This window comes from Rhizobium sp. SAFR-030, from assembly GCF_059415005.1.
Genome location: NZ_JBPFDO010000003.1, coordinates 57030 through 79405 on the forward strand (window position 1 = coordinate 57030; position 22376 = coordinate 79405).

Below are 22376 nucleotides of genomic sequence, written 5' to 3' on the forward strand. Positions count from 1 at the left end.
TCGGCATTTGTCTTTTGTCTCAAGGCCACTAGGTTGTCGATTGACCGCAACGCAGACGGAGCAGATGACGCATGGCAATGGTAACAGCACAGAACGGCGATCCCAACTGGTGGCGCGGCGCGGTCATCTACCAGGTCTATCCGCGCTCGTTCCAGGATACCAATGGTGACGGCATCGGCGACATCAAGGGCATCACCAGCCGCCTGCCTTACATCGCCTCGCTCGGCGTCGACGCCATCTGGCTGTCGCCGTTCTTCACCTCGCCGATGGCCGACATGGGCTACGACGTCGCCGACTACTGCAATGTCGACCCGATGTTCGGCACACTCTCCGATTTCGACGAGATGATGGCCGAATGCGAAAGGCTGGGGCTGAAGGTGATCATCGACCAGGTGATCAGCCACACGTCCGACCAGCATCCGTGGTTCATCGAAAGCCGCTCCAGCCGCACCAATCCGCGTTCCGACTGGTATGTGTGGGCCGATCCGAAGCCGGACGGCACGCCGCCCAACAACTGGCTGTCGATCTTCGGCGGGCCGGGCTGGGAATGGGACGGCATCCGCAAGCAGTACTACATGCACAACTTCCTGCTCTCGCAGCCGGACCTCAACTTCCACAATCCCGACGTCCAGGACGCCATGCTGGCGACCGTCAAGTTCTGGCTGGAGCGCGGCGTGCACGGGTTCCGCCTCGACACGGTCAACTACTACTTCCACGACAAGCAGCTGCGGCCCAATCCGCCGGTGGTCTACGACGCCAACACCACCGGGCTGGAGACGGACACCAACCCCTATTCGATGCAGAGCCACCTCTACGACAAGAGCCAGCCGGAAAACATCGAGTTCCTCAAGCGGTTGCGGTCGCTGCTCGACCAGTACGACTGCCGCACGACGGTGGGCGAGGTGGGAGACGGGGATCGCTCGCTGACGACGCTGGCGATCTACACCAGCGGCGATGACAAGCTGCACATGTGCTACACGTTCGACCTGCTCAGCCCGCGATTTACCGCAAAGCACATCCGCGGCGTGATTTCCCGCTGCCAGGAGATCGTCACCAACGGCTGGGTCTGCTGGGCCTTTTCCAATCACGACGTGGTGCGCCATGTGAGCCGCTTCATGCAGACGCCGCAGGAGCGCGAACCGATCGCCCGGCTGGCGATCAGCGTGCTGTCGACGCTGCGCGGCTCGATCTGCCTCTATCAGGGAGAAGAACTCGGCCTGCCGGAGGCGGAACTGTCCTTCGAGGACCTTCGCGACCCCTACGGCATCCGCTTTTGGCCGGCCTTCAAGGGACGCGACGGATGCCGGACGCCGATGGTCTGGGATGCCAAGAAGTCGCTCGCCGGCTTCAGCGAGGCGACCAAGGCCTGGCTGCCGGTGCCGCCCGAGCAGGCGGTGCTGGCCGTCGACGGACAGCAGGATATCGAGCAGTCGGTGCTCAACCACTACCGCCGGACGCTGGAGTTCCGCAAGCGCCACGCGGTGCTGCTCGACGGCGACATGACGTTCGTCGATACAGCCGCCGATCTCCTGGTGTTCGTGAGGGAAAAGCAGGGCGAGCGGCTGCTGTTCGTCTTCAACCTGACGCGCGAGGCGCAGGACTATGGGCTGCCGGCGGAATTTACCGAGGTCAGCCCGCAGCCGATGCCGGGCTACGATCCGCCGCTCTCGGACCGCACCGTCCGGCTTGGCGCATTCGACGTGTTCTGCGCCAAGGTCTGACCCGTCCGCCGCACCTGAACCTTACGCGGGAGCCGACGCATAGCGCGCCGGCTCCGCCTTCAGGCGTGAGACGTCCTGGATCGGCGGGGCGCCGAACAGCCGGCGGTATTCGCGGCTGAACTGCGAAGGGCTGTCGTAGCCTACCCGATGCGCAGCGCTGGCAGCATCCAGCGCCTCCGCCAGGATCAGCCGGCGGGCCTCCTGCAGCCTCAGCTGCTTCTGGTACTGCAGCGGGCTCATTGCCGTTACTTCGCGAAAATGCTCGTGCAGCGACGAGGTACTCATGCGTGCCTCGCGTGCGACGTGATCGATGCTGAACGGCTTGTCGTAGTTCGTGCGGATCCAGGAGATCGCCCGGTTGACCTGCGCCAGCCGGCTCTCCGGCATCAGCAGGCGCCGCAGCTTCTCGGCCTGCTCGCCGCGCATCAGCCGGTAGAGCAGCTCCCGTTCGACAAGCGGCGCGAGGTAGGGGATGTCCTCCGGCGTGTTCAACAGGCGCACCAGCCGCACCGCCGCATCGAGCAGCTGCGGATCCGTGCGGCTGACGCACAGTGCCTTGCCGCAGACCTTCGACGGCCCAGCAGACATTTCGGCGGGCCTCACCTCCATCATCATCGCCGTCAGCGCGCTGATGTCGAGGTCCAGCTTCAGGCTGAAATAGGGTTGCTCGGCCGTCGCCTCGATCACCCGACCGCTGATCGGCAGGTCGGCGGAGGCAATCAGGTGCCGGGCGGGACCGTATTCGAACAGCTCGTCGGCCAGCGTCACATGTTTGATGCCCTGGGCAATGACGCAGAGCGACGGCTGCTGGACGCTCAGCGTCGGCTCCGTCGGAGCCGACATCCGCACAAGGCTGAGGCGCGGGATGGCCGTGGAAAAGACGCCATCCTCTCTGGTGTGTTGTGCAATCAGTTCGGCAAGTTCGTTCAAAGGCTGCATGATCATCCTATCCGAATGCGCAATTTTCAGCCGAAAGTTCCGGCGTTTGATCGAGTGTTGTTTAGCAGGGTACGGGGCAACCTTCCAGCATCCAGATCGAAGGTTCGGGTTTTTGTGCAATCATCCCGGACTCCTGGTCTACCTCCTCCGGCGCCTGCCTTGGCATATTGCATGGGCAGAAGCGAACACACCATCGAACAGATTTCGAAGAAAGGAGACGGAGATGCAAAATTTCCAGAGGTTGCTTGAAAGCCCGATGAACTGGGTGATGGACTTCATCGATGCCGGGATGCGCCGGTACCGCAGATCCGTCGAACGCAGACGCCAGGACGAACTGCGCCGCAGATATATGAACGGCTGAGCCCGAAGATAAGAGGCGACGGCGGCTGTGGCTGCTGCCGCCTCACGCCAGCGAGCCCGCGCCGCGCCTCCACCACCATGACACGATCGAGGAGAGGGTGATGACTGCTCATCCCTATGCCGACCTCTGGACCACCGAGGACGGCTTCATCCGTCACGAACTGCTGCCGAACGGCCGCTATGTCGAATCACGCGGCAACCGCGAGCGCGTCTACAAAGGCCGCTACGAAATCCGTGGCGACCGTATCGCCTACACGGACGATGCCGGCTTCACGGCTGCCGGCGAATTTCGCCGCGACGTGCTCTACCATGCCGGAATGGTGCTGCACCGCGGGTAATGCAGCCGACAAGCCTGTGATCATCGGGCAGCGCCAACCTGGACCGGCGCTGCCAGACACACTTTCGCCATGCCGCGGGATAACGTCGGCCCCGGGTTTCATCGGGGACGATCAACGCATGGCGGCGACCGGGATTTCAAGCGCATCGGCTGCATGCGCCGAAAAAGCTAGCCTCGCCCTCTGTCCCCGCCCCGGCAGCCACCGGCCTTCCTTCCGCAATCACTGGCGCTTGTCGGTCTCGCTGAGCGTGCTCGGCCTGCTGATCGCTGCGCCACTCAGCACCTGCTTGGCAAATTCCAGTGGTCCGGTTCCGGCGGGACTGAAGCTCGTGACACTTGCACGCACACGGCGCCAGCCGGTCAGCATGCCGAAGAAAGGGCGCGTCTGGATGCCGGCGCTGAGCGCTTCGGCAAAGCTCGACCTCATCGAGCGGATGGAGGACGGGTCGTTCGGTCGGTTCGCCTATTTCGATATTCCGCTCGAGCCGCACGATCATGCCCCGGCTGCCGAGCCCGACCGGCTTGCCGCCTATCAGGAGCCTGCCGGAGCCGTCGACCCGTTCGGTCTCGTTCTGCGGGCGGGGGAGACGGCAGAGCGCCGGCGCCCGGGACAGACCGCCGTCACGGACACGCTAAGCCAGATGATGCCGGCGACGGATCCGGCGCTCAATGTCAGCGTAGCACCGGTGCGCGCATCCCGTCCTGTCCGCCGGCTCGTGGCGCTTCCGGCGCATGCCGAACCGATTGCTGCCATAGAAGGTGCGGTCGACGTTCCGGCGGCCGAATTCGAACATCTTGCACGCCAGCTCGGCAGCCAGACGGTCCAGGCTGGCGAAGAGCTCGACCTTCTGATCGGCGAGCATCCGGCACAACCTGGCGTCTCACAGATCGTCTTTGCGCGGCACACGTCGCCCAAAGGCGGCGAGCGGCTGCTGGCGCGCCGCGACGACGGCGGCTTCCAGGAGGTCCAGGATCGTCACCTCTACGACCGGCTGCTCGCCGAGGCATTTGCGGGCGATGGTGTGGGAAAGGCCGCGTCGGCGGAAGAGCCGGAGGCGGATCGCAAGCTGCGGCGCGTCGCGGCCGGATATCCGCATCTCGTCGACCAGTTGGCGCAGGCGAGGGTGCCGGCGGATGTCGGCCTGCAGGTGGTCGGGCTGTTGCAGGCCAACGCCATTCGCTGGGAGCGCTCCAAGGCGCCGCCGATTAGCGATGTGGTGTTTCGCAGCCGCGAGGACGGCGAGCGCGAACTGGTATCCGTCAGCGTCCACATCGGCGGCAAGGACCGCCAGTTCTACCGCTATGCGGGTTCAAGGAGCGGCCGCGCGGAATTTTTCGACGACGAGGGCCACTCGGTCTCGAAGACCCTCATGCACAAGCCGGTGGCGGCCGGCCAGATCGGTGACGGCTTCGGCTGGCGGGTGCACCCGATCCTGCAGACGCGCAAGTTCCACAACGGTGTCGACTTCAGGGCGCCGCAGGGCTCGCCGATCGTTGCTGCGGGCGACGGCGTGGTCGAGAAGATTTCCTTCGAGGACGGCTATGGCAAATATGTGCGCATCCACCACGATGGCGGCTATTCGACTACCTATGCGCATATCGAGAAGGCCGCCGACGCGTTGAAGGTCGGCCAGCGCGTGGCGCAGGGACAGGTGATCGCCTATGTCGGCTCGACAGGCCTGTCGACTGGGCCGCACCTCTATTACGAGCTGCGCGTCGGCAACAACTATGCCGACCCGACCAAGGCGCAGATGCCGGCGGGCACCGTCCTGCGGGGCCGGGCACTCGATGCCTTCCACCAGCAGGTCGACCGGGTCGAGGCGATCGCATCGGCGATCCGCACCTCGGCGCATTCGGCGGCCTCCGCCGTCGGCGAAGCGCTGAGGCCGGCAGCCGGTCCGACGGCAGCGTCCGCGAAGGTCAGTCCAAAAGGCTGAACGCGTCGACGTCGACCATGCCCCGGTCGGAGATCTTCAGGTGCGGGATGACCGGCAGCGGCAGGAAGGCGACCTGCAGGAAAGGTTCGGCGAGCGTCGTGCCGAGCGCATAGGCAGCCTGCCGCAGGTCGTGCAGCGTGTCGCGCACCGTCTCGAACGGCTCGAGGCTCATCAGCCCCGCAATCGGCAGGGCAATCTCGCCGGTCACCTTGCCATCCTCGACGACGACGAAGCCGCCGCGGATGTCCGAGAGCCGGTTGGCGGCCAGCGCCATGTCCTCCTCGCTGACGCCGACGACGCAGATGTTGTGGCTGTCATGCCCGACCGTCGAGGCGATGGCGCCCTTCTTCAGGCCAAACCCCTGGACGAAACCATTGGCGTGATTGCCGTTCTTTCCGTGCCGCTCGATGACGGCGACCTTGATGATGTCGCGGGCAAGGTCGACGGTCGTCTGGTTGCCGGCCGAGGGAAGGCGGTAGCGGCGGTGCTCGGTGATGATCTTGCCCGGCAGCACGCCGATCACCGGCAGCTCTTCGGTCTTGACCGGCACCAGGAAATCGGCGGAGCGGATGCTGCGCGCCTTGACGCTGTCGAGGCCGACAGGTTCCACCGGCTGACGGGTCTCGAACAATTCCGGCGTCACGCGGCGACCGGCGGAGAACACCATCTGCGCCTTGCAGTTTTCGAGGCTGTCGAGGACGACCAGATCGGCGCGCCAGCCGGGCGCGACAAGTCCGCGGTCGCGCAGGCCGAAAGCGCGGGCCGCCGAGATGGAGGCGGCGCGGTAGATGGCAAGCGGCTCGACACCATGCGCGATCGCCGTGCGGATCATGTAGTCGAGATGGCCTTCCTCGGCGATATCGAGCGGATTGCGGTCGTCAGTGCAGAGCGCCAGGAACGGCGAGAGGCGCTCGGTGATGATCGGCATCAGCGCGTGGAGGTCTTTCGAGACGGAGCCTTCGCGCACCAGGATGTGCATGCCCTTGCGGATTTTTTCCAACGCCTCCTCGGCGGTGGTCGCCTCATGCTCGGTGCGGATGCCGGCCGAAAGGTAGCCGTTCAGCCCGAGACCGGACAGCAGCGGCGCATGGCCGTCGATATGGCCGCCCTGAAAGGCCTCGAGCTTGGCGATGCAGATGGGGTCCTTGTGGATGACCCCGGGGAAATTCATGAATTCGGCAAGGCCGATGACCTTCGGGTGGTCGCGGAACGGCAGCAGCCGCTCGATCGGCAGGTCGGCGCCGGCGGTTTCCAGATGCGTGGCGGGCACGCAGGAGGACAGCTGGACGCGGATGTCCATGATCGTCTGCTCGGACGAATCGAGGAAGAACTGTATGCCTTCGGTGCCGATGACGTTGGCGATCTCGTGCGGATCGCAGATCGCGGTCGTCACGCCATAGGGCAGGACGCAGCGGTCGAATTCGTGGGGCGTGACGAGCGAGCTTTCAATATGCAGGTGCGTGTCGATGAAGCCCGGCACGACGATGCGGCCGGTTATGTCGATCACCTCGGCGCCGTCATAGGCCTCGCAGGTGCCGACGATCGTGTCGCCGCAGATGGCGATGTCGGAGGCCACCAGTTCGCCCGTCACGAGGTCGAAGAACCGTCCACCGCGCAGAACGATATCGGCGGGCTTCCGGCCGGTGCCCTGGTCGATGCGCGATTCGAGGCGGGTGGTCATGGCTGTGCGTCTCCGGTTCGTCGTCGCGCAGCTTAGCCTCCCGTGGCATGACTGGGAAAGCGGTTTGCAGCAGTTCATCGGCGAGAGAGGGACTAGGACGATCGCGGCGGATCGGCTAGAAAGCGCATATGAGCATTTCCTGGACATCCCCCGTCGTCATTTCCATCGGTGAGCCGCCGGTAGAAACCGCCATCAGCACCCTGCAGGCGGCGGCCTGGGCGATGATCGACGACTGGCCGCTCGAAGATGGCGCGGCACTCGATGCGGCACTGGTTGCCTGCGCCGGCGCGGTGGAAGGCAAACGCAAGCCGGAAGAGGCGCGCACGGCGTTCGTGGCGGCGGCGACGGAAGCCGGCATCCTGCTGCGGGCCTGAGGGCAGGCCAATCCACCCCCTGAACGAAAGGAAGCGGCCGTTGCCGGCCGCTTCGCAGCGCGTGGTTCGCCGCCTTACTCGGCAGCGACGATCTTGCCGTCCTGCCACTTGAAGAGCGAGAAGGCCTGCGAAGTGAGGTCGCCCGTCTCGCCGAAGGTCAGCGCACCAATGGCGGTTGCGACAGGCTCGCCGGCCTTCAGCGCGGCAGCGGCGGCTGCACCATCGTCGGCACTACCGGCCTTTTCGATCCCGGCCTTGATGACCTCGACGGCGGCATAGGCGTTCAGCGTGAAGGCTTCCGCCGGGATGTTCTTGGCTGCGAGCGCTTCGGCGGCGGCCTTGACGTCGGGGTTCTTCGTCGCATCGGCGGCATTGGTGAACATCGTGCCCTCGGCAGCCTTGGTGCCGATGCTCCAGTATTCCGAGTTCGACAGGCCATCGCCGCCGATCAGGACCGGATGCGAGCCGAGATCGGCCAGCTGGCGCACCAGCAGCCCGCCTTCCGGGTGATAGCCGCCGAAATAGATGACGTCGACCTTCTCGGCCTTGAGGCGCGAGGTCAGCGCACTGAAGTCCTTGTCGCCGGCGGTGACGGATTCGTTCACGACTTCGGTCAAGCCGCCCTTGTTGAGGGTTGCCTTGAAGGCATCGGCGAGACCTTTGCCATAGGCGCCCTTGTCGTCGATGATCGCGACGCGCTTGTCCTTCAGCTTGGCGAGCACGTAAGCGGCAGCGACTTCCGCCTGCTGGTCGTCACGACCGCAGGTGCGCAGCACCGTTTCCAGGCCACGCTTGGTGAGTTCGGGCGTGGTCGCCGTCGGCGTCACCATCAGCACGCCGTTTTCGGCAAGCGCATCGGATGCCGGCATGGCAACGCCGGAGGTCACGGGGCCGACAACGAACTGGATCCCGTCGCCGAGCAGCTGGTTGGCGGCGGAGACGCCCTGCTTCGGCTCGCCGGCATCGTCGGCGATCTTCAGCACCACCTTTTCGCCAAGGATGCCGCCCTGCTTGTTGATCACCTCGATGGCGGTTTCGACGCCGTTCTTCACCTGGTTGCCATAGGCCGCGACCGGGCCGGTAATCGGTGCAATGAGGCCGATGACGACATCGGCACGGGCGGCCGAGGAGAGGGTCATCGATGCGACAGCGGTCGCTGCCAGCAGGGTCTTGAGGTTCATGTGTCGGTACTCCTTGGGGTCAGCCTCGGAGCCGGATGTCGGGCGCGCAAGCGTTCGGCAGCATCGGGGTCCGGAGGCGGAAACGATCATCCCCACAGCATGTCAGTGGCTGCGGGCAGATTCCGGAGTTTTAGGAAGGGCGCAGGTTTAACGCAACAAAATAACGCAGAAAGACCATATTTTGTGCAGCTGCAGCTTAGCCTATAAGCCACTGCGCAATAATAGATGGCGCGGCTAGCGCGGCGGCGCTCTGAGTTCGAGCGATAATCCGTCGCGGCTGCAGCGTTCTGTCTTGGCCGACTTGCCGCCGGGATCCGATGGTCGCACCAGCCTCTCGTCCGCTTCAGGAACGGTGACCGTCCCGCAATCAAAGCCGCTGTCCGGGAGCGTTGGCTTTTCGGCCGGCAGCGCCAGCTTCGGCAGGGCTGCCCCTTTGCCGGCATTGCCCCAGTCGACGCCCGGATCCTGTGCGATGGCGGCACCCGCGGATAGCCAGAGGCTGACGCCGATCAGCGGCACAAGTCCGGCCCGGCGCCACAGTGGCCGGAAGAGGCGGCGGACCGACGTCCGCCATCTCCTGCCGATCGTGCGCATGCGTCAGATGTTGCCGGTGAGGATCTTGCGCAACTTGCCGAAGATCTCGTCCATGTGGTGCTTCTCGACGATCAGCGGCGGCGACATGGCGATGATGTCGCCGGTGGTGCGGATCAGCAGCCCATCCTCATAGGCCTTGAGGAAGGCAGAGAAGGCACGCTTTGTCGGGTCGCCGGCGATCGGATCGAGCTCGATCGCGCCGACCAGTCCGATGTTGCGAACGTCGATGACGTTCGGGCAATCCTTCAGCGAGTGCAGGCCGTCTTCCCAGTAGCCGGCCATTTCCTGGGCGCGGGTCAGCAGGCCTTCTTCCTTGTAGGTGTCGAGCGTTGCCAGAGCCGCGGCCGAAGCGATCGGGTTACCGGAATAGGTATAGCCGTGCATGAACTCGATCATGTGCTCCGGCCCGGTCATGAAGGCGTCATGGATTTCCGAGGTGACGAACACCGCTCCCATCGGGATGACGCCGTTGGTCAGGCCCTTGGCCGTCACCATGATGTCCGGCGTCACGTCGAAGTATTGGGCGGCGAACGGAGCGCCCAGGCGGCCGTAGCCGGTGATGACTTCGTCGAAGATCAGCAGGATGCCGTGCTTGGTGCAGATGTCGCGAAGCTTCTGCAGATAACCCTTCGGCGGGACCAGCACGCCGGTTGAGCCGGCAACCGGCTCGACGATGACGGCGGCGATGGTCGAGGCGTCGTGCAGCGTGACGATGCGCTCAAGTTCAGTGGCGAGGTCGCCGCCATGGTCCGGCTCGCCGCGGGTGAAGGCGTTCTGGCCGGGCAGGTGGGTGTGCGGCATGTGGTCGACGCCGGTGAGCAGCGTGCCGAACATCTTGCGGTTTGACACGATGCCGCCGACGGAGATGCCGCCGAAATTGACGCCGTGATAGCCGCGCTCGCGGCCGATCAGACGGAAGCGGGCGCCGTTACCCTTGGCGCGGTGGTAGGCGATGGCGACCTTCAGCGCCGTGTCGACCGATTCCGAACCGGAATTGGTGAAGAGCACGTGGTTCATGCCCTCCGGCGCGATGTCGACCAGCCGGTTGGCGAGCTCAAAGGCCTTCGGATGGCCGAGCTGGAAGGCCGGAGCGTAGTCGAGTTCGCCTGCCTGCTCGCGGATCGCCTCAGTGATCTTGGGGCGGCAGTGGCCCGCATTGACGCACCACAGGCCGGCCGTCGCGTCCAGCACCTGACGACCGTCATGGGTCGTGTAGTGCATGTCCTTGGCGGACACGAACAGGCGCGGTTCCTTCTTGAACTGGCGGTTGGCGGTAAACGGCATCCAGAACGCGCGCAGATCGTTGGGAGCGGTATTCGAACGGTTCGACATGATGATCTCCATGGCCCATGCGGAGAACGGGAGGCCATTTCCCCGGCCGGCGGCCTGACGGGAGGCGCGACGATCGCGGCAAGGTATCAAGCGCTGCCCGAGCGTCAAGCCGACAAAGCGGCGATCGGAGTATCAGGCCGTGGCGGATCGCCTGCTAACTGCTCAGCCTGCCGGACAGATCTGCATGTCCGGCAGAAACAAAGAAGCGAATGCCTGGCCCCCACCATGCATCCGCTTCTGCAGGCTCTGAACCTGAAGCTATGTTTGCGCTGTCATCAGGCCGCGGTTTTCGCCGGCGCCGGCTGGCAGTACAGAAGCTCGAGGGTTTCGAGGACCCTCATGACCGACTCGGCCGAGCTGGAGTAGTAGATCGTCTGCGCGTCGCGGCGCGTGTTGACCAGCTTCTGGGCGCGCAGCTTGGACAGGTGCTGCGACAGGGCCGACTGGCTGAGGCCGACCTTCGTCGCCAATGCGCCAACTGCTACCTCGCCCTTCACCAAACAGCACAGAATCATGAGTCGCTTCGGATTGGCCATGGCGGACAGGAGGTTCGCCGCGGCGGTCGAGTGATCAGAGAGTAGCGTCATCTTATATCCCTCAGTCGTCCCCTAGTAACTGAATCACCGGCCCCGCGACCGGCAACAATGTATCGCAAATCTAGCAAGTTAGAAGAAGGATTGTATATCCCTAAATTTTGCGTAGCGTCTGTACAACGTCAAGTATCTGCTTAACTTCCGCCTCCGCAACTTCCGGGGAGGAGATCTCGGAGGGGAAATCGTGCCGAAAGGACACGTTCCCGCTGATCAAGTCGAAGCCTGCCGGATCGATCCCACACAAGCGGTAGTTGGAAGCCTTCGGCGCGCCAACCGCCTCGGCCAGCCGACTCGCGTCCTGATACTTGATCATAATCCGTTCGCCAAGCCGTTGCCAGTCCTCGGCCTTCACATTTGATCCAATGAGCAGATCGCAGGCTTGCAGAGCATAGGCTCGGCCGAATCCGCCGTTCAACGACGCGGATGTCGGAACAAGGCGGAAAAAGCTGAAATCTCCGAAGTCGATATAAAGCGCCGCTTTCGGATGTTTTGCAAGAAAGCGGCTGCGCAACCTTGCATGGACATCGCCATCTTTCGGGACCGGCTCGGCGCTGGCGAAGACGGTGATGCGGGCATGCGCCAGTGGATCCCCCTTGCCCGGCTCCCCGGCCAGCAAGGAGCATCGCGGATCGGCGGCCAGACTTCGCGCGTGACGTGCAAGCGTCGAGACGAGAATGATCGGCACGCCGTCGAGGTCGGTCGTCGTCAGTGCCCGGCTGACGGCGGGGAAGCCATTTTCATGGTCGACGACCGCCAGCGAGACGAAGCGCGCCGAGCGCACCAGCCGGCGTGCGAGCGTCCGTGCTTCGCCGTCCGTCTCGCGCAAGACCGACGGTTTTTCCGTTGACGAAGCAGAGGGAGGCAGTCTCATAGGTTCACCCGTCGCGGCGCCGATGGCGGGTGAGGCCGGCGATCACCTCTTCGGCGCCGAGCGTACCGATGACCGTGCCGTTCTCGACGATGCCGATCACCCCCGGCTGGCGGGCGAGCGCGTCGAGGATGTCGACGAGCGGCGTCTCCGGCCTGGCCGTCGCGGTCACCGGCGTCGCCAGGGCCGGTGCTTCCGTTCCCGGCCGCATGATATCGCCGGCTCTCAGCATGTTGATCGGGTTGAGGTTCTGCACGAAGTCGGCGACGTACTGGTCGGCCGGTTCGCGAACGATATCCTGCGGCGTTCCGCACTGGATGATGCGACCGCCTTCCATGATGGCGATGCGGTTGCCGATCCGGAAGGCCTCGTCGAGGTCGTGGCTGACGAAGAGGATGGTCTTCTTCAATCGCTGCTGGAATTCCAGGAGTTCGTCCTGGAGGCGGGTGCGGATCAGCGGATCGAGCGCCGAGAAGGGCTCGTCCATCAGCAGGATCGGCGCGCCGGTGGCGAAGGCACGGGCAAGCCCGACGCGCTGCTGCATGCCGCCGGACAGTTCACCGACCTTGCGGTCCGCCCAGCTCGTCAGGTTGACGAGTTGCAGCTGTTCGGCGATCCGTTCGTCGCGCTCCTTCTCCGGCACGCCGGCAAGCTCAAGGCCGAAGCCGACGTTTTCGGCCACCGTGCGCCAGGGCAGCAGGCCAAACTGCTGGAAGACCATGGAGACGGTGTGCATGCGCAGGTCTCGCAGTGAGCGGGCCGACGCCCGGTAGGGGTCGACCGGCCCCTTGCTGCTCATGATCGACACCTTGCCGCGAACGACAGGCGCGAGGCCGTTGACGGCCCGGAGCAGCGTCGATTTGCCAGACCCCGAAAGACCCATCAGGACCAGGATCTCGCCCTCGCGGATCGTCAGGGAGGCCTGCGATACTCCGAGCACGAGACCGGTCGCTTCGCTGATATGGTCGCGGTTGCGGCCGGCATCCATCAGTTCCAGAGCCCGCTCGGGCCGATCGCCGAAGACGATGTCGACGCTGTCGAAGATGATTGCATCGCTCATGAGCCTTCTCCCGAACCGTCGGAGCGGAACATTCGATCGAGGATGATCGCCAGGATGACGATGCACATGCCCGCTTCAAAGCCGCGGGCGATGTTGACGGTGTTCAGCGCCCTGACCACCGGCACGCCGAGGCCGCTGGCGCCCACCAGCGCCGAGATGACGACCATCGACAGGGAGAGCATGATGGTCTGGGTGAGGCCGGCCATGATCTGCGGCGTGGCGAAGGGCAGCTCCACCTTGCGCAGGACCTGCGCCGGCGTCGCACCGAAGGCGACTGCCGCCTCCGTGAGTGCCGAAGGGGTGGAGATGATGCCGAGCCGCGTCAGCCGGATCGGTGCGGGGATGGCGAAGATGACGGTGGCGATGAGGCCGGGCACCATGCCGAGCCCGAACAGGATCAGCGCCGGAATGAGGTAGACGAAGGTCGGGATGGTCTGCATCAGGTCAAGCACCGGGCGCAGCATCTCGTAGAGCCAGGGGCGGCGTGCGGATGCGATGCCGACCGGTACGCCGATCACCATGCTGACGGCGGTCGCCGACAGCACCAGTGCCAGCGTCTCGGTGGTCTCCTTCCAGTAGCCCTGGTTGATGATCAGCAGCAGCCCCAGACAGGTGAAGGCGGCGGTGCCCGGCGACCGGCGGAAGAACCAGGACAGGCCGGTGATGATGGCGACGACGGCCAGCGGATGTGGCCATTGCAGGATAAACAGAAGCCCGTCGATGACGTGCTTCAGGGTGGCCGAGAGCCAGTCGAAGAACCAGGCGCCGTTGAGGGTCAGCCAGTCGACGAAACGCTTGGCCCACATCCCGATGGGGATCCGGTTATCGGTGAGGAAATTCAATTGCGTATTCCCGTGCTTGAACGGTGAATGCGGGAGAGACAAGCCGATGCAGGAACAAAGGCCGTTCGCTCGGCGAACGCTGCCGGGCGGGCATCGTCTGCCCGCGCCGTATCATGCGCATGACGGGCCGGCAGGCCGCCGAACGGCGACCCTCCAGCCCGTTTCGCGAAAGGCGACCGTCAGAGGCCGAGCTTTGCCTTCACTGCCGGCAGGCCTTCCTTGCCGTCAAGCGTCGTGACGCCGGCAAGCCAGGGCTCGACCGATGCCGCATTGGTCTTCAGCCATTCCTTGGCGGCGGCCTGCGGATCCTCGCCGTCGTTGAGGATCTTGCCCATGATCTGGTTCTCCATGGGCAGCGAGAACTTCAGGTTGGAGATGAACTTGCCGACATTGGGGCATTCCGAGACGAAGCCGGCGCGGGTGTTCGTGTAGACCGTGGCGCCACCGAAGTTCGGTCCGAAGGTGGAATCGCCGCCCGTCAGGTAGGTAAGCTTGAACGTCGAGTTCATCGGATGCGGCGCCCAGCCGAGGAAGACGACCGGCTTGCCATCCTTTTCGGCGCGGGCAACCTGCGCCAGCATGCCCTGCTCGGAGGATTCGACGACTTCCAGGCCGCCCATGCCCATTTCGTTCTTCTCGATCAGCGTCATGACCAGGCGGTTGCCGTCATTGCCAGGCTCGATGCCGTAGATCTTGCCGTCCAGCGCATCCTTGTGCTTGCCGATGTCGGAGAAATCCTTGATGCCGAGTTCGGCGCCCTTGGCATTGGTGGCCAGCGTGTACTTGGCACCCTCCAGGTTGGCGCCGAGCGATTCGACGGTCTTGTCGTCGAGGTAGGGCTTCACGTCCTTTTCCTGCGCCGGCATCCAGTTGCCGAGGAAAACGTCGATGTCCTTGTTCTTCAGCGACTGGTACGTGACCGGAACGGAGAGGACGGTGATTGCCGGCTCGTAGCCCAGAGCCTCCAGCAGAACGGCAGCAGTCGCTGTGGTGGCCGTGATGTCCGTCCAACCGACGTCGGAAAAGCGGACCGTGCTACAGCTCTTCGGATCGGCGGCAAGCGCCTGACCGGAGACCAAGGTGGCGATGACCGCCGCCAGCGTGAAATGCAGTGTAGGTTTAACCGACATGTCTCTGCTCCGTTTTTTTTGAGTTCCCGGCCATTATCAATATCTGCGATGGGCAAGCAAGCGCGCCCGTTCGCGCCACTCAGGCGGCATTTGCGACAATGTGTTCGAAATGTGGGTTGATCTTGGTCAATTCGGCCCGCCATCCGGCGGCGTATCAGCATGTCCGAAGATGCCGGCTGAGAGTGCCGGCGTCACATCAGGAGACCTGCAGATGAAATCCATTCTTGCCGCCGCGAGCTGCTTTCTGGCGATCGCAGCTTCGACCGCCACGGCGGCCGACATCGAAGTGAAGATGCTCAACAAGGGCAGCGACGGCGAAGCCATGGTCTTCCAGCCGGCATCGCTGCGCGTCGCGGTCGGAGACACCGTGCATTTCGTACCCGCCGACAAGGGGCACGATGCGGCGGCAGTCAAGGAGCTGCTGCCCGAAGGCGTCGCGGAGTTCAGCGGCAAGATGAACCAGGAACTGGTGGTAACCATCGACAAGCCGGGCGCCTATGTCGTCAAGTGCACGCCGCACTGGGGCATGGGAATGGTGGCGCTGATCGTTGCCGGAGACGAGGCGCCGGCTAATATCGAGGCGGTCAAGTCGGCCAAGATGCCGAAGAAGACCCGCGACCGGCTCGACCGCGAGATCGCAGCCCTCGGCCTGTAGCACTCCTCAAAGCCGCCGAAGAGCCTGCCACTAGGCTTTTCGCGCGTCTCCTCTAAGTTCTATCGGGATCGGCCATGTCGATCGCGATGACGGGGATGGGGACATGCTGCACAGTCGACAAGAAGCCCGGGGTCTCGATGAGGCCGCCAGCCGGCTCAGCGAGGTTCGCACAGTGCTTTCGGCGCTTGCCGACGTGCTGGTGCAGATCGGAACCGATGGATCCGCCGGTCGCTCGGCGGAGGAGGCCGACGACCTTATCGGGCAGATGGACGCCGTTGCCATCGAGTCGCGGCGCTCGGAAAGCCTGATGGTGCGGCTTATCGCCGATCTTGACCGGGAGACGGGCGCCGTCGTCGATCCGCTTCACGACCTGCCGCCGGAGGGCCGACAGGACCGTCTGCTGCGCCTCTTCGGGATCGCCCGCAAGCCGGACGACTCGCAGGCGCGAGATCGGCGGGCGGCCGTTGTCATCCGCCGCATCCTGGTCGAGACGCACGCGATGCTTGCCTGCCTGGAGGATCATCGGGGCTTCCTTCTCGACCTTCTGAACCGGTGCGAGCCGCCGATCGACGCGGCGCTGTCACGCCTGCGCCGGACCGGCACCTTTGAAGACGACCTTCCGCTGCGGGACGAACTGACGCGCGGCATCGACATGCTGCAGGATTTCGTCGACCGGATCATCGACATGCTGTCGGCCTTCAACCTGCTCGTCAACAAGCTGGCGCTGGACGCGGAGGAGCGTGTCCTGTCGCTGCGAGGTCTGGCCAGCGACACGCTGCTCGATACCGCATCGGACGCGCCGCGGCTGGCGACGCTGCTGATGCGCGCCGACCGCGGCCTGTTGACGGTGCACGGACTTGCCGGTCGCAAGGCGCGGCTGGACGATGCCTTCCGTCGGCGCCTGTCATCGTCTCGACAAGCGGGCCATCGATGATTAGGTGATGGCCTGTCAATGGAGACTTAGCCGATGTTCGAGGCGTTCAAGACATTCTTCCGCCGGGCGGGCGCCGCCCTGGCGCGCGCCCTTCGTCTCGGCTTTGCCGCGATCGCCTGGCCGTTCATGGCAACCCGCGGATGGTCCGGTCGCCGCAGCCTGATGGTGAAGGGGCCGGTGGCGCTCCTGCTGCTGTTTGTCGTCGGCCTCTACGGCTACTTCTTCTGGCAGACCCAGGTATGGAGCGGCTTCGACCCGAACTTCGTCGACCGCTACCAGCTTGCAGCACGCACAGTCCCGGCGGGCCAGCCGCTGACGGCCCAGCCGCCAGGCCAGCCGGCTACTCCGGTCGCCGCCCAGTGCCAGCCTTCGGCGATCGTTGAAGTGGCAGCCGATCTCGCCGACCAGAACGTCAATCAGAACGCCTGGATCTCGTCGATGCTGCTCTATCGCGTCGGGCTGTTCGGGATGGACTGGGACAACACGCCCTTCCTCGACAACAAGGCCTCCTTCCAGCGCGGCGTCAACCAGGCGGTTCGCCGCACGGCGGTCGAACTGGTCGATACGCTCGGTCGTGTCCGCGGCACGTCGGGGATCAACACCGACCTACAGGATGCCCGCGGAAACCTGCAGTTCGACGAATTCTCCTGGTACTTCGGCCTGCAGCCGTTCGGCTTCAAGACGCCCACGCCGAGCTACTACCGGGCAGCGATCAACAGCCTGCGCAAGTTCAACACCGACCTTGCTGGCTGCAACGCCCTCTTCGACACGCGGGCCGACAACCTCGTGCAGTTCGTCGACCGCATCGCCAACGATCTCGGTGCGACATCGGCCATCCTCAAGGAGCGCTCGGCGAACTACAATGGCGGCTGGTTCGACAGCCGCGCCGACGACCGATTCTGGTTCGCCTACGGGCAGTTGTACGGCTACTACGCGATCCTGGCGGCGGCTCGGGCAGACTTCGATCAGGTGGTGCGCGAACGCAATCTGGCGCCGCTCTGGGCCGACACGCTGGCGCAGTTCCAGGATGCGCTGCGCGTCCAGCCGGCTATCATCTCCAATGGCAGCGAATCCGGCTGGATCATGCCGACGCATCTCGCCACGATGGGCTTCTACATCCTGCGGACGCGATCGAACCTCGTCGAGATCCGCGGCGTGCTGGATCGCTAGTTGGCGGGCGCGGCAGGCAGATCCGATAGCCGGGCGTCAGACGTCTTCCGCACGAGCCTTGTGCGTATAATGATGCGGCGGAACTTCGTAGGTCATGCCGACGATTTCGCCGCTGCCTTCGGGCTTTGCCCGGAAGCGCCCCATGGCGCAGATGTACCGGTAGGTTCGTCCGTCCGCCGTCGCCTGGAAGACGTCCTGATAGGACATCGGCCGGGTGGAGGCGGCCTCGAAGATCTCCATGACGCTCACCAGATCCTGCGGATGGATGCGCGATGCCAGGGCGATCATGTCGATGGGCCGATCGGAGTGGGGCAGGCCGAACAACCGGCTGAAGTCCTCGCAGCCGTAGACATGCCCGGTGTCCAGATCGACCCGCCAATAGGCGAGCGGACTGAAGAGGGTGAACATCTCGACGATGTCGCGGTCGGTCAGGCCGATCATTTTCGCACCGTCCATGGGCCCGACTTCCGTTCCGGCGTTGGCACAATGCCGATGGCTGCCTGACGCCGATCGGGGTGCGGGAGGCTCAGCTGATCAGCTTCAGGCGGATGGCTTTGGCTACCAGCTGGGTGCGGTTGACGCAATCCAGTTTCTTGATAGCCTTATGAAGATATGCATTGATCGTGTGGTCCGAGAGCGACAGGATGTCGGCAATTTCCGACGAGGTCTTGCCCTGCGACGTCCAGCGTAGAACCTCAAGCTCGCGTACCGTCAGCACGCCGCGCTCCATCGGGTCGCCCTGGCGCAAGCGGTCGAAGATGCGGAACGATTGCAGGAACAGCATTCCAGCCTCGTTCAGTTCGGGCAGCGTCATCAGCGGCCTGTCGCCATCGAGCCGCATGGCAAACACCGAGCCGTCTGAGGAATAGAGCGGCATGATGACGCCCGTCTGGATGCCGTAGCGTCCGAGGATCTCGGACAGTTCCGGGGGGAAATTCACCAGCCAGCCTTCCTCGTATCGGGGATCGCAGCTCCAGCAGAACGGCAGCGCCATCTTCTGGAGGAGCGGCAGCAAGGGGCAGTTGGAAAACAGGCGTTGCGCATCGATCTCGCGGATGCAGCCGCGCGGCATCGTGGTCTCGACGATCAGCGGCTCCATCAGAATATCGGTGGCGGTCGGCGCCTTCAGCAGGGTGAAATACTGGAACCCGAAATGTGCTGAAAGCTTGCTCATCGCCGCGCCGATGGCGGCACGCGTATCGGCCTGGGAAATCTCCCGGCTGAGACTGGATTGTCGTTCTAATGTAATCATTCGCTTCGGATGCTGGGATGGGACGCGTGTGCGTCCAAATGGGATCAATAAAAAAAGTTGCCGGGAAACCAGCCTAAAATGCTGATGGAACACCTAGCATAACGTCCAGTTGAAAGCGAGCGCGGACGACCAACTCCCGCATTAATGGTTGCTCGGTTGCACATGTGTGCGGTTCTGGAACATCGCTTGGAGAAATCGGGCCCGCAGCGGAGTTGCAGGCTCGCACGGCCGACCTTCTTTCCGGTGGCAGGCCCGTCCTGATCCCGCTTTTGTTGTTCGCAGTCGATGCCTTGTGGCGATGCGGCATTCACAGCGCCGCCTGCGATGGTCTATGCAGAAGGCACTGAAGAGGCTGGAAGCGAGGCATCATGGCAAGCGTAGCATCGGACATCGAAATCGCCCGCGCGGCGCGCAAGAAACCCATCCAGGAGATTGGCGCCACGCTCGGCATTCCGCTTGAGAGCCTCGTTCCCTACGGCCACGACAAGGCGAAGATCGCGCCGGCGTTCCTGGCCGGATTGTCCGATCGGCCGGACGGAAAGCTGATCCTCGTCACCGCCATCAATCCGACGCCGGCCGGCGAGGGCAAGACCACCACGACCGTCGGGCTCGGCGACGGACTCAATCGCATCGGCAAGCGGGCGATGGTGTGCCTGCGCGAACCTTCGCTCGGGCCGTGTTTCGGCGTCAAGGGCGGTGCCGCCGGCGGCGGCTATGCGCAGATCGTGCCGATGGAGGACATCAACCTCCACTTCACCGGCGACTTCCACGCCATCACTTCGGCGCACAACCTGCTCGCCGCGATGATCGACAACCACATCTACTGGGGCAACGCGCTGGAGCTCGACCTGCGCCGTATCACCTGGCGCCGGGTGATGGACATGAACGACAGAGCCCTGCGGCAGACGGTCGCCTCGCTTGGCGGCGTCTCCAACGGGTTTCCGCGCGAGACGGGGTTCGACATCACGGTTGCCTCCGAGATCATGGCGATCCTCTGCCTGGCGGTGGATCTCGAGGATCTCGAAAAGCGGCTCGGTGCGATCATCGTCGGCTATCGCCGCGACCGCTCTGCAGTGTTCGCGCGCGACCTGAAGGCGGATGGGGCGATGGCCGTGCTGCTTAAGGATGCCATGCAGCCGAACCTGGTGCAGACGCTGGAAAACAATCCGGCCTTCGTGCATGGCGGGCCTTTCGCCAACATCGCGCATGGCTGCAACTCCGTGGTCGCAACCCGCGCAGCGCTGAAGCTCGCCGACTACGTGGTGACCGAGGCCGGCTTCGGTGCCGATCTCGGGGCAGAAAAGTTCTTCGACATCAAGTGCCGAAAGGCTGGGCTGAAGCCGGATGCGGCGGTGCTGGTCGCCACCATCCGTGCGCTGAAGATGAACGGCGGCGTCGCCAAGGCCGATCTCGGCCGGGAGAATGTCGAGGCGCTGACCAGCGGCTGCGTCAACCTCGGCCGGCACATCGAGAACGTCCAGAAGTTCGGCGTGCCGGTGGTGGTGGCGATCAATTACTTCTCCTCCGACAGCGATGCGGAAGTGGCGGCGGTGCAGCGCTATGTCGCCTCGCTCGGGGTCGAGGCCATTCTCTGCCGCCACTGGGCCGAAGGTTCGGCGGGCATCGAGGAACTGGCTCACAAGGTGGCGGCGATGGCCGACAGCGGCGAGGCCAATTTCAAGCCGCTCTACGCCGACGACCTCTCGTTGATGCAGAAGATCGAGACCGTCGCCCGCGAAGTCTACCGGGCGGGCGAAGTGACGGCCGACCGGGCCGTGCGCGAACAACTGCGGATCTTCGAGGAGCAGGGATATGGGGCGCTGCCGGTGTGCATCGCAAAAACCCAGTACTCGTTCTCCAGCGACCCGGACCTGCTCGGCGCGCCGACAGGCCATGTGCTGCCGGTGCGCGAAGTGAGGCTGTCGGCCGGCGCCGGCTTCGTCGTCGCCATCACCGGCGAGATCCGCACCATGCCCGGCCTGCCGCGCTCACCGTCTGCGGAACGGATCATGCTGAACGAGGCCGGCTTCATCGAAGGGCTTTTCTGAGCGCTCAGTCGCGTCGATCAATCACCGGCAGTACCGGTAGCCGTTCCGGCGGTCCAGCACGTCGAGATGCAGGTGGTCCTCGTGGGCGGCGTCGCTGCCTGGTGACAGAACCGTCGAGAAGTACAGGCAGGCAGTGGCGGTAGCGGCCCGCTGGAAGGCGCCCTCCAGCGTCGAATCCTCATTGCGTGGCTTCATGGTGAAGGTCTCGCCGTTGTCGAGCTTGAAGGCTGCGACGTCGATGGCGTTGCCACGCGCGTGTTCCGATACCTTGCCGGTCGAGGCGCTGTTGCGCAGGCGGCAGGCGTAGGTGGAGCCGGGCACGATGCCGGTGACGCGGCGGCCGGGCATCGCCACGCTCATCGCCGGCTGCACGTTGTCCTTCATCCAGTGTGCCAGTGCATGAGCCGTTTCGCAGCGCATCTCGGCGCCGCCGGTCTTGACGCCCGGCAGGATCTCGTCGACCGCGATCGGCTGCTCGATACCGCAACCCGGCTCCTCGCCGATAATGGCGGGCTTCGTCTCGAACTTGGTACCCAGTGCCGTAAGGTCGGCAAGGCAGGCCTTCAGCGCCTCGGGATCCTCTTTCTCCAGCGGCGGCGGAGGTGGCGAGGTCGGCTCCTCGGCTTTCTGTTCGGGTTTTCCGGTCGTATCCGGCTCGGGCTGCGTGGGGGCTGGCGCCGGCTGAACCTTGTCTGCGGGAGGCGTTGCCGCACCGGAAGAGGGGGCTGCGCTGTCTTCGGCCGGCGGTGCGGCCGGCCGTTCCTCGACGGGCTTCGGCAGCGGCTTTGGAACTTCGGCCGGGTGCGGCGGTTCGGATGCGGTGCCCGGTTGCTCGACGGTCGGTGCCGGGGCAGCGCCCTTGGGTGCCGACGTGCTTTCGCTCGCATCCGGCGCTGTCGCAGGCGTTGGAGCGACGGGCGGCGTGTCGGACGTGGTTTCGGTCGGAGCCTGCTGTTCTACCGCGCTTTCCGCCGATGGCGGTTTGGGCGTCGGAACCGGAATGGTCGCCAGAGCCGGCAGTCGTGATGACCCGTCCTGCGCCCTTGCCGCCGAAGGTCGTGCGGATTGACGGGGCGTTCGCTGTCGTTGCGATGTGGTGCGGCGGCGCGGCTTGCCGTCCTGGAGCAGGCGGTCCAGGAAATTGACGTTGACGACCGGGGCCATAGCCTCACCGGACGAAAGTGCCTGTTCGACAGGCCTGATGTCGAGCCTGTCGGGTGCCGGAGCCGCTCCCACCATCAGCGGAAGGGCTGCCAGAACTGCGATCCACGAATGCTGCATGCAGTGACCTTCCGGCGACGTTACCTGTTCCTCAGGCTCACTCAACGCGAATGCCGCGGTTTTGGTCGCATCGGAGGCGCGAACAAA

Annotated in this window: 22 protein-coding genes; 9 read left to right on the forward strand and 13 right to left on the reverse strand. The window is 64.6% G+C overall.

Going from position 1 to position 22376, the window contains the following annotated elements; all coding sequences use genetic code 11:
• Positions 1-77: 77 nt before the first annotated feature.
• A complete protein-coding gene (gene bglA / locus ACR65N_RS09805) occupies positions 78-1721 on the forward strand; it encodes a beta-galactosidase BglA (protein ID WP_440457310.1) in 1644 nt (547 codons plus the stop codon).
• A gap of 21 nt (positions 1722-1742) precedes the next feature.
• On the opposite strand, the gene ACR65N_RS09810 is transcribed toward bglA, so the two are convergent.
• Positions 1743-2660, reverse strand: coding sequence for an AraC family transcriptional regulator (locus tag ACR65N_RS09810; protein ID WP_440456853.1), 918 nt, complete (start codon positions 2658-2660; stop codon positions 1743-1745).
• 223 nt (positions 2661-2883) lie between these two features.
• Between ACR65N_RS09810 and ACR65N_RS09815 the strand changes: the two genes are divergently transcribed.
• The 3 genes from ACR65N_RS09815 to ACR65N_RS09825 all read left to right on the forward strand — a co-directional run bounded on the left by ACR65N_RS09815 (position 2884) and on the right by ACR65N_RS09825 (position 5294).
• The gene (locus tag ACR65N_RS09815; RefSeq protein WP_430304244.1) at positions 2884-3021 is read left to right on the forward strand and encodes a hypothetical protein; all 138 of its coding nucleotides are present in this window, start codon (positions 2884-2886) and stop codon (positions 3019-3021) included.
• A gap of 25 nt (positions 3022-3046) precedes the next feature.
• Entirely contained in the window at positions 3047-3358 is a 312-nt protein-coding gene (locus tag ACR65N_RS09820; RefSeq protein ID WP_440457311.1) for an Atu4866 domain-containing protein, read from the forward strand.
• 328 nt (positions 3359-3686) lie between these two features.
• Positions 3687-5294, forward strand: coding sequence for a M23 family metallopeptidase (locus ACR65N_RS09825; protein ID WP_440456854.1), 1608 nt, complete (start codon positions 3687-3689; stop codon positions 5292-5294).
• Here the strand turns inward: ACR65N_RS09825 and ade are convergent.
• Entirely contained in the window at positions 5278-6975 is a 1698-nt protein-coding gene (ade, locus tag ACR65N_RS09830; RefSeq protein WP_440456855.1) for an adenine deaminase, read from the reverse strand. The genes ACR65N_RS09825 and ade overlap by 17 nt on opposite strands.
• A gap of 128 nt (positions 6976-7103) precedes the next feature.
• On the opposite strand from ade, the gene ACR65N_RS09835 reads away from it, so the two are divergent.
• Positions 7104-7349: a DUF982 domain-containing protein gene (locus ACR65N_RS09835; RefSeq protein WP_430304241.1), complete on the forward strand. Its 246-nt coding sequence runs from the start codon at positions 7104-7106 to the stop codon at positions 7347-7349.
• A gap of 74 nt (positions 7350-7423) precedes the next feature.
• Here the strand turns inward: ACR65N_RS09835 and ACR65N_RS09840 are convergent, their stop codons facing one another.
• The 8 genes from ACR65N_RS09840 to ACR65N_RS09875 all read right to left on the reverse strand — a co-directional run bounded on the left by ACR65N_RS09840 (position 7424) and on the right by ACR65N_RS09875 (position 14949).
• Positions 7424-8530, reverse strand: a complete 1107-nt coding sequence (locus tag ACR65N_RS09840) for a branched-chain amino acid ABC transporter substrate-binding protein (RefSeq protein WP_440456856.1) — start codon at positions 8528-8530, stop codon at positions 7424-7426.
• Between the two features lie 234 nt (positions 8531-8764).
• Positions 8765-9124: a hypothetical protein gene (locus tag ACR65N_RS09845; RefSeq protein ID WP_440456857.1), complete on the reverse strand. Its 360-nt coding sequence runs from the start codon at positions 9122-9124 to the stop codon at positions 8765-8767.
• A 3-nt stretch (positions 9125-9127) separates the two neighbouring features.
• Positions 9128-10456, reverse strand: a complete 1329-nt coding sequence (gene aptA / locus ACR65N_RS09850) for an omega-aminotransferase AptA (protein ID WP_440456858.1) — start codon at positions 10454-10456, stop codon at positions 9128-9130.
• A gap of 275 nt (positions 10457-10731) precedes the next feature.
• Positions 10732-11043: an ArsR/SmtB family transcription factor gene (locus ACR65N_RS09855; RefSeq protein ID WP_430304237.1), complete on the reverse strand. Its 312-nt coding sequence runs from the start codon at positions 11041-11043 to the stop codon at positions 10732-10734.
• A 100-nt stretch (positions 11044-11143) separates the two neighbouring features.
• Entirely contained in the window at positions 11144-11875 is a 732-nt protein-coding gene (locus ACR65N_RS09860; RefSeq protein ID WP_440456859.1) for a HugZ family pyridoxamine 5'-phosphate oxidase, read from the reverse strand.
• Positions 11876-11924: 49 nt separating this feature from the next.
• Positions 11925-12977: a choline ABC transporter ATP-binding protein gene (choV, locus tag ACR65N_RS09865; protein WP_440456860.1), complete on the reverse strand. Its 1053-nt coding sequence runs from the start codon at positions 12975-12977 to the stop codon at positions 11925-11927.
• A complete protein-coding gene (gene choW, locus ACR65N_RS09870) occupies positions 12974-13819 on the reverse strand; it encodes a choline ABC transporter permease subunit (protein ID WP_440456861.1) in 846 nt (281 codons plus the stop codon). Before choW ends, choV begins: the two co-directional genes overlap by 4 nt.
• A gap of 179 nt (positions 13820-13998) precedes the next feature.
• Positions 13999-14949, reverse strand: a complete 951-nt coding sequence (locus ACR65N_RS09875) for a choline ABC transporter substrate-binding protein (RefSeq protein WP_430304233.1) — start codon at positions 14947-14949, stop codon at positions 13999-14001.
• 211 nt (positions 14950-15160) lie between these two features.
• Between ACR65N_RS09875 and ACR65N_RS09880 the strand changes: the two genes are divergently transcribed.
• The 3 genes from ACR65N_RS09880 to ACR65N_RS09890 all read left to right on the forward strand — a co-directional run bounded on the left by ACR65N_RS09880 (position 15161) and on the right by ACR65N_RS09890 (position 17708).
• The gene (locus tag ACR65N_RS09880) at positions 15161-15604 is read left to right on the forward strand and encodes a pseudoazurin (protein ID WP_440456862.1); all 444 of its coding nucleotides are present in this window, start codon (positions 15161-15163) and stop codon (positions 15602-15604) included.
• A 103-nt stretch (positions 15605-15707) separates the two neighbouring features.
• Positions 15708-16538 (forward strand): hypothetical protein, encoded by an 831-nt coding sequence (locus ACR65N_RS09885; RefSeq protein WP_440456863.1) that lies wholly within the window; start codon positions 15708-15710, stop codon positions 16536-16538.
• A gap of 33 nt (positions 16539-16571) precedes the next feature.
• Positions 16572-17708: a DUF2333 family protein gene (locus ACR65N_RS09890; RefSeq protein ID WP_440456864.1), complete on the forward strand. Its 1137-nt coding sequence runs from the start codon at positions 16572-16574 to the stop codon at positions 17706-17708.
• Positions 17709-17744: 36 nt separating this feature from the next.
• Here ACR65N_RS09890 and ACR65N_RS09895 read toward each other — a convergent pair whose 3' ends face one another.
• Both ACR65N_RS09895 and ACR65N_RS09900 read right to left on the reverse strand, forming a co-directional pair.
• A complete protein-coding gene (locus ACR65N_RS09895) occupies positions 17745-18164 on the reverse strand; it encodes a hypothetical protein (RefSeq protein WP_440456865.1) in 420 nt (139 codons plus the stop codon).
• Positions 18165-18234: 70 nt separating this feature from the next.
• A complete protein-coding gene (locus ACR65N_RS09900) occupies positions 18235-18960 on the reverse strand; it encodes a helix-turn-helix transcriptional regulator (protein WP_430304228.1) in 726 nt (241 codons plus the stop codon).
• Between the two features lie 368 nt (positions 18961-19328).
• Between ACR65N_RS09900 and ACR65N_RS09905 the strand changes: the two genes are divergently transcribed.
• Complete coding sequence (locus tag ACR65N_RS09905; RefSeq protein WP_440456866.1) at positions 19329-21008, forward strand: formate--tetrahydrofolate ligase; 1680 nt, start codon at positions 19329-19331, stop codon at positions 21006-21008.
• 21 nt (positions 21009-21029) lie between these two features.
• On the opposite strand, the gene ACR65N_RS09910 is transcribed toward ACR65N_RS09905, so the two are convergent.
• Positions 21030-22289: an extensin family protein gene (locus tag ACR65N_RS09910; protein WP_440456867.1), complete on the reverse strand. Its 1260-nt coding sequence runs from the start codon at positions 22287-22289 to the stop codon at positions 21030-21032.
• Between the last annotated feature and the right edge of the window lie 87 nt (positions 22290-22376).

Excerpts from the sequence above, each read along its gene's own strand:
- bglA (WP_440457310.1), top strand. The coding sequence starts at position 78 with ATGGTAACAGCACAGAACGGCGATCCCAACTGGTGGCGCGGCGCGGTC.
- ACR65N_RS09810 (WP_440456853.1), bottom strand. The coding sequence starts at position 2,660 with ATGCAGCCTTTGAACGAACTTGCCGAACTGATTGCACAACACACCAGA.
- ACR65N_RS09815 (WP_430304244.1), top strand. The coding sequence starts at position 2,884 with ATGCAAAATTTCCAGAGGTTGCTTGAAAGCCCGATGAACTGGGTGATG.
- ade (WP_440456855.1), bottom strand. The coding sequence starts at position 6,975 with ATGACCACCCGCCTCGAATCGCGCATCGACCAGGGCACCGGCCGGAAG.
- ACR65N_RS09835 (WP_430304241.1), top strand. The coding sequence starts at position 7,104 with ATGAGCATTTCCTGGACATCCCCCGTCGTCATTTCCATCGGTGAGCCG.
- ACR65N_RS09840 (WP_440456856.1), bottom strand. The coding sequence starts at position 8,530 with ATGAACCTCAAGACCCTGCTGGCAGCGACCGCTGTCGCATCGATGACC.
- ACR65N_RS09845 (WP_440456857.1), bottom strand. The coding sequence starts at position 9,124 with ATGCGCACGATCGGCAGGAGATGGCGGACGTCGGTCCGCCGCCTCTTC.
- aptA (WP_440456858.1), bottom strand. The coding sequence starts at position 10,456 with ATGTCGAACCGTTCGAATACCGCTCCCAACGATCTGCGCGCGTTCTGG.
- ACR65N_RS09855 (WP_430304237.1), bottom strand. The coding sequence starts at position 11,043 with ATGACGCTACTCTCTGATCACTCGACCGCCGCGGCGAACCTCCTGTCC.
- choV (WP_440456860.1), bottom strand. The coding sequence starts at position 12,977 with ATGAGCGATGCAATCATCTTCGACAGCGTCGACATCGTCTTCGGCGAT.
- ACR65N_RS09875 (WP_430304233.1), bottom strand. The coding sequence starts at position 14,949 with ATGTCGGTTAAACCTACACTGCATTTCACGCTGGCGGCGGTCATCGCC.
- ACR65N_RS09880 (WP_440456862.1), top strand. The coding sequence starts at position 15,161 with ATGAAATCCATTCTTGCCGCCGCGAGCTGCTTTCTGGCGATCGCAGCT.
- ACR65N_RS09885 (WP_440456863.1), top strand. The coding sequence starts at position 15,708 with ATGCTGCACAGTCGACAAGAAGCCCGGGGTCTCGATGAGGCCGCCAGC.
- ACR65N_RS09890 (WP_440456864.1), top strand. The coding sequence starts at position 16,572 with ATGTTCGAGGCGTTCAAGACATTCTTCCGCCGGGCGGGCGCCGCCCTG.
- ACR65N_RS09895 (WP_440456865.1), bottom strand. The coding sequence starts at position 18,164 with ATGGACGGTGCGAAAATGATCGGCCTGACCGACCGCGACATCGTCGAG.
- ACR65N_RS09900 (WP_430304228.1), bottom strand. The coding sequence starts at position 18,960 with ATGATTACATTAGAACGACAATCCAGTCTCAGCCGGGAGATTTCCCAG.
- ACR65N_RS09905 (WP_440456866.1), top strand. The coding sequence starts at position 19,329 with ATGGCAAGCGTAGCATCGGACATCGAAATCGCCCGCGCGGCGCGCAAG.
- ACR65N_RS09910 (WP_440456867.1), bottom strand. The coding sequence starts at position 22,289 with ATGCAGCATTCGTGGATCGCAGTTCTGGCAGCCCTTCCGCTGATGGTG.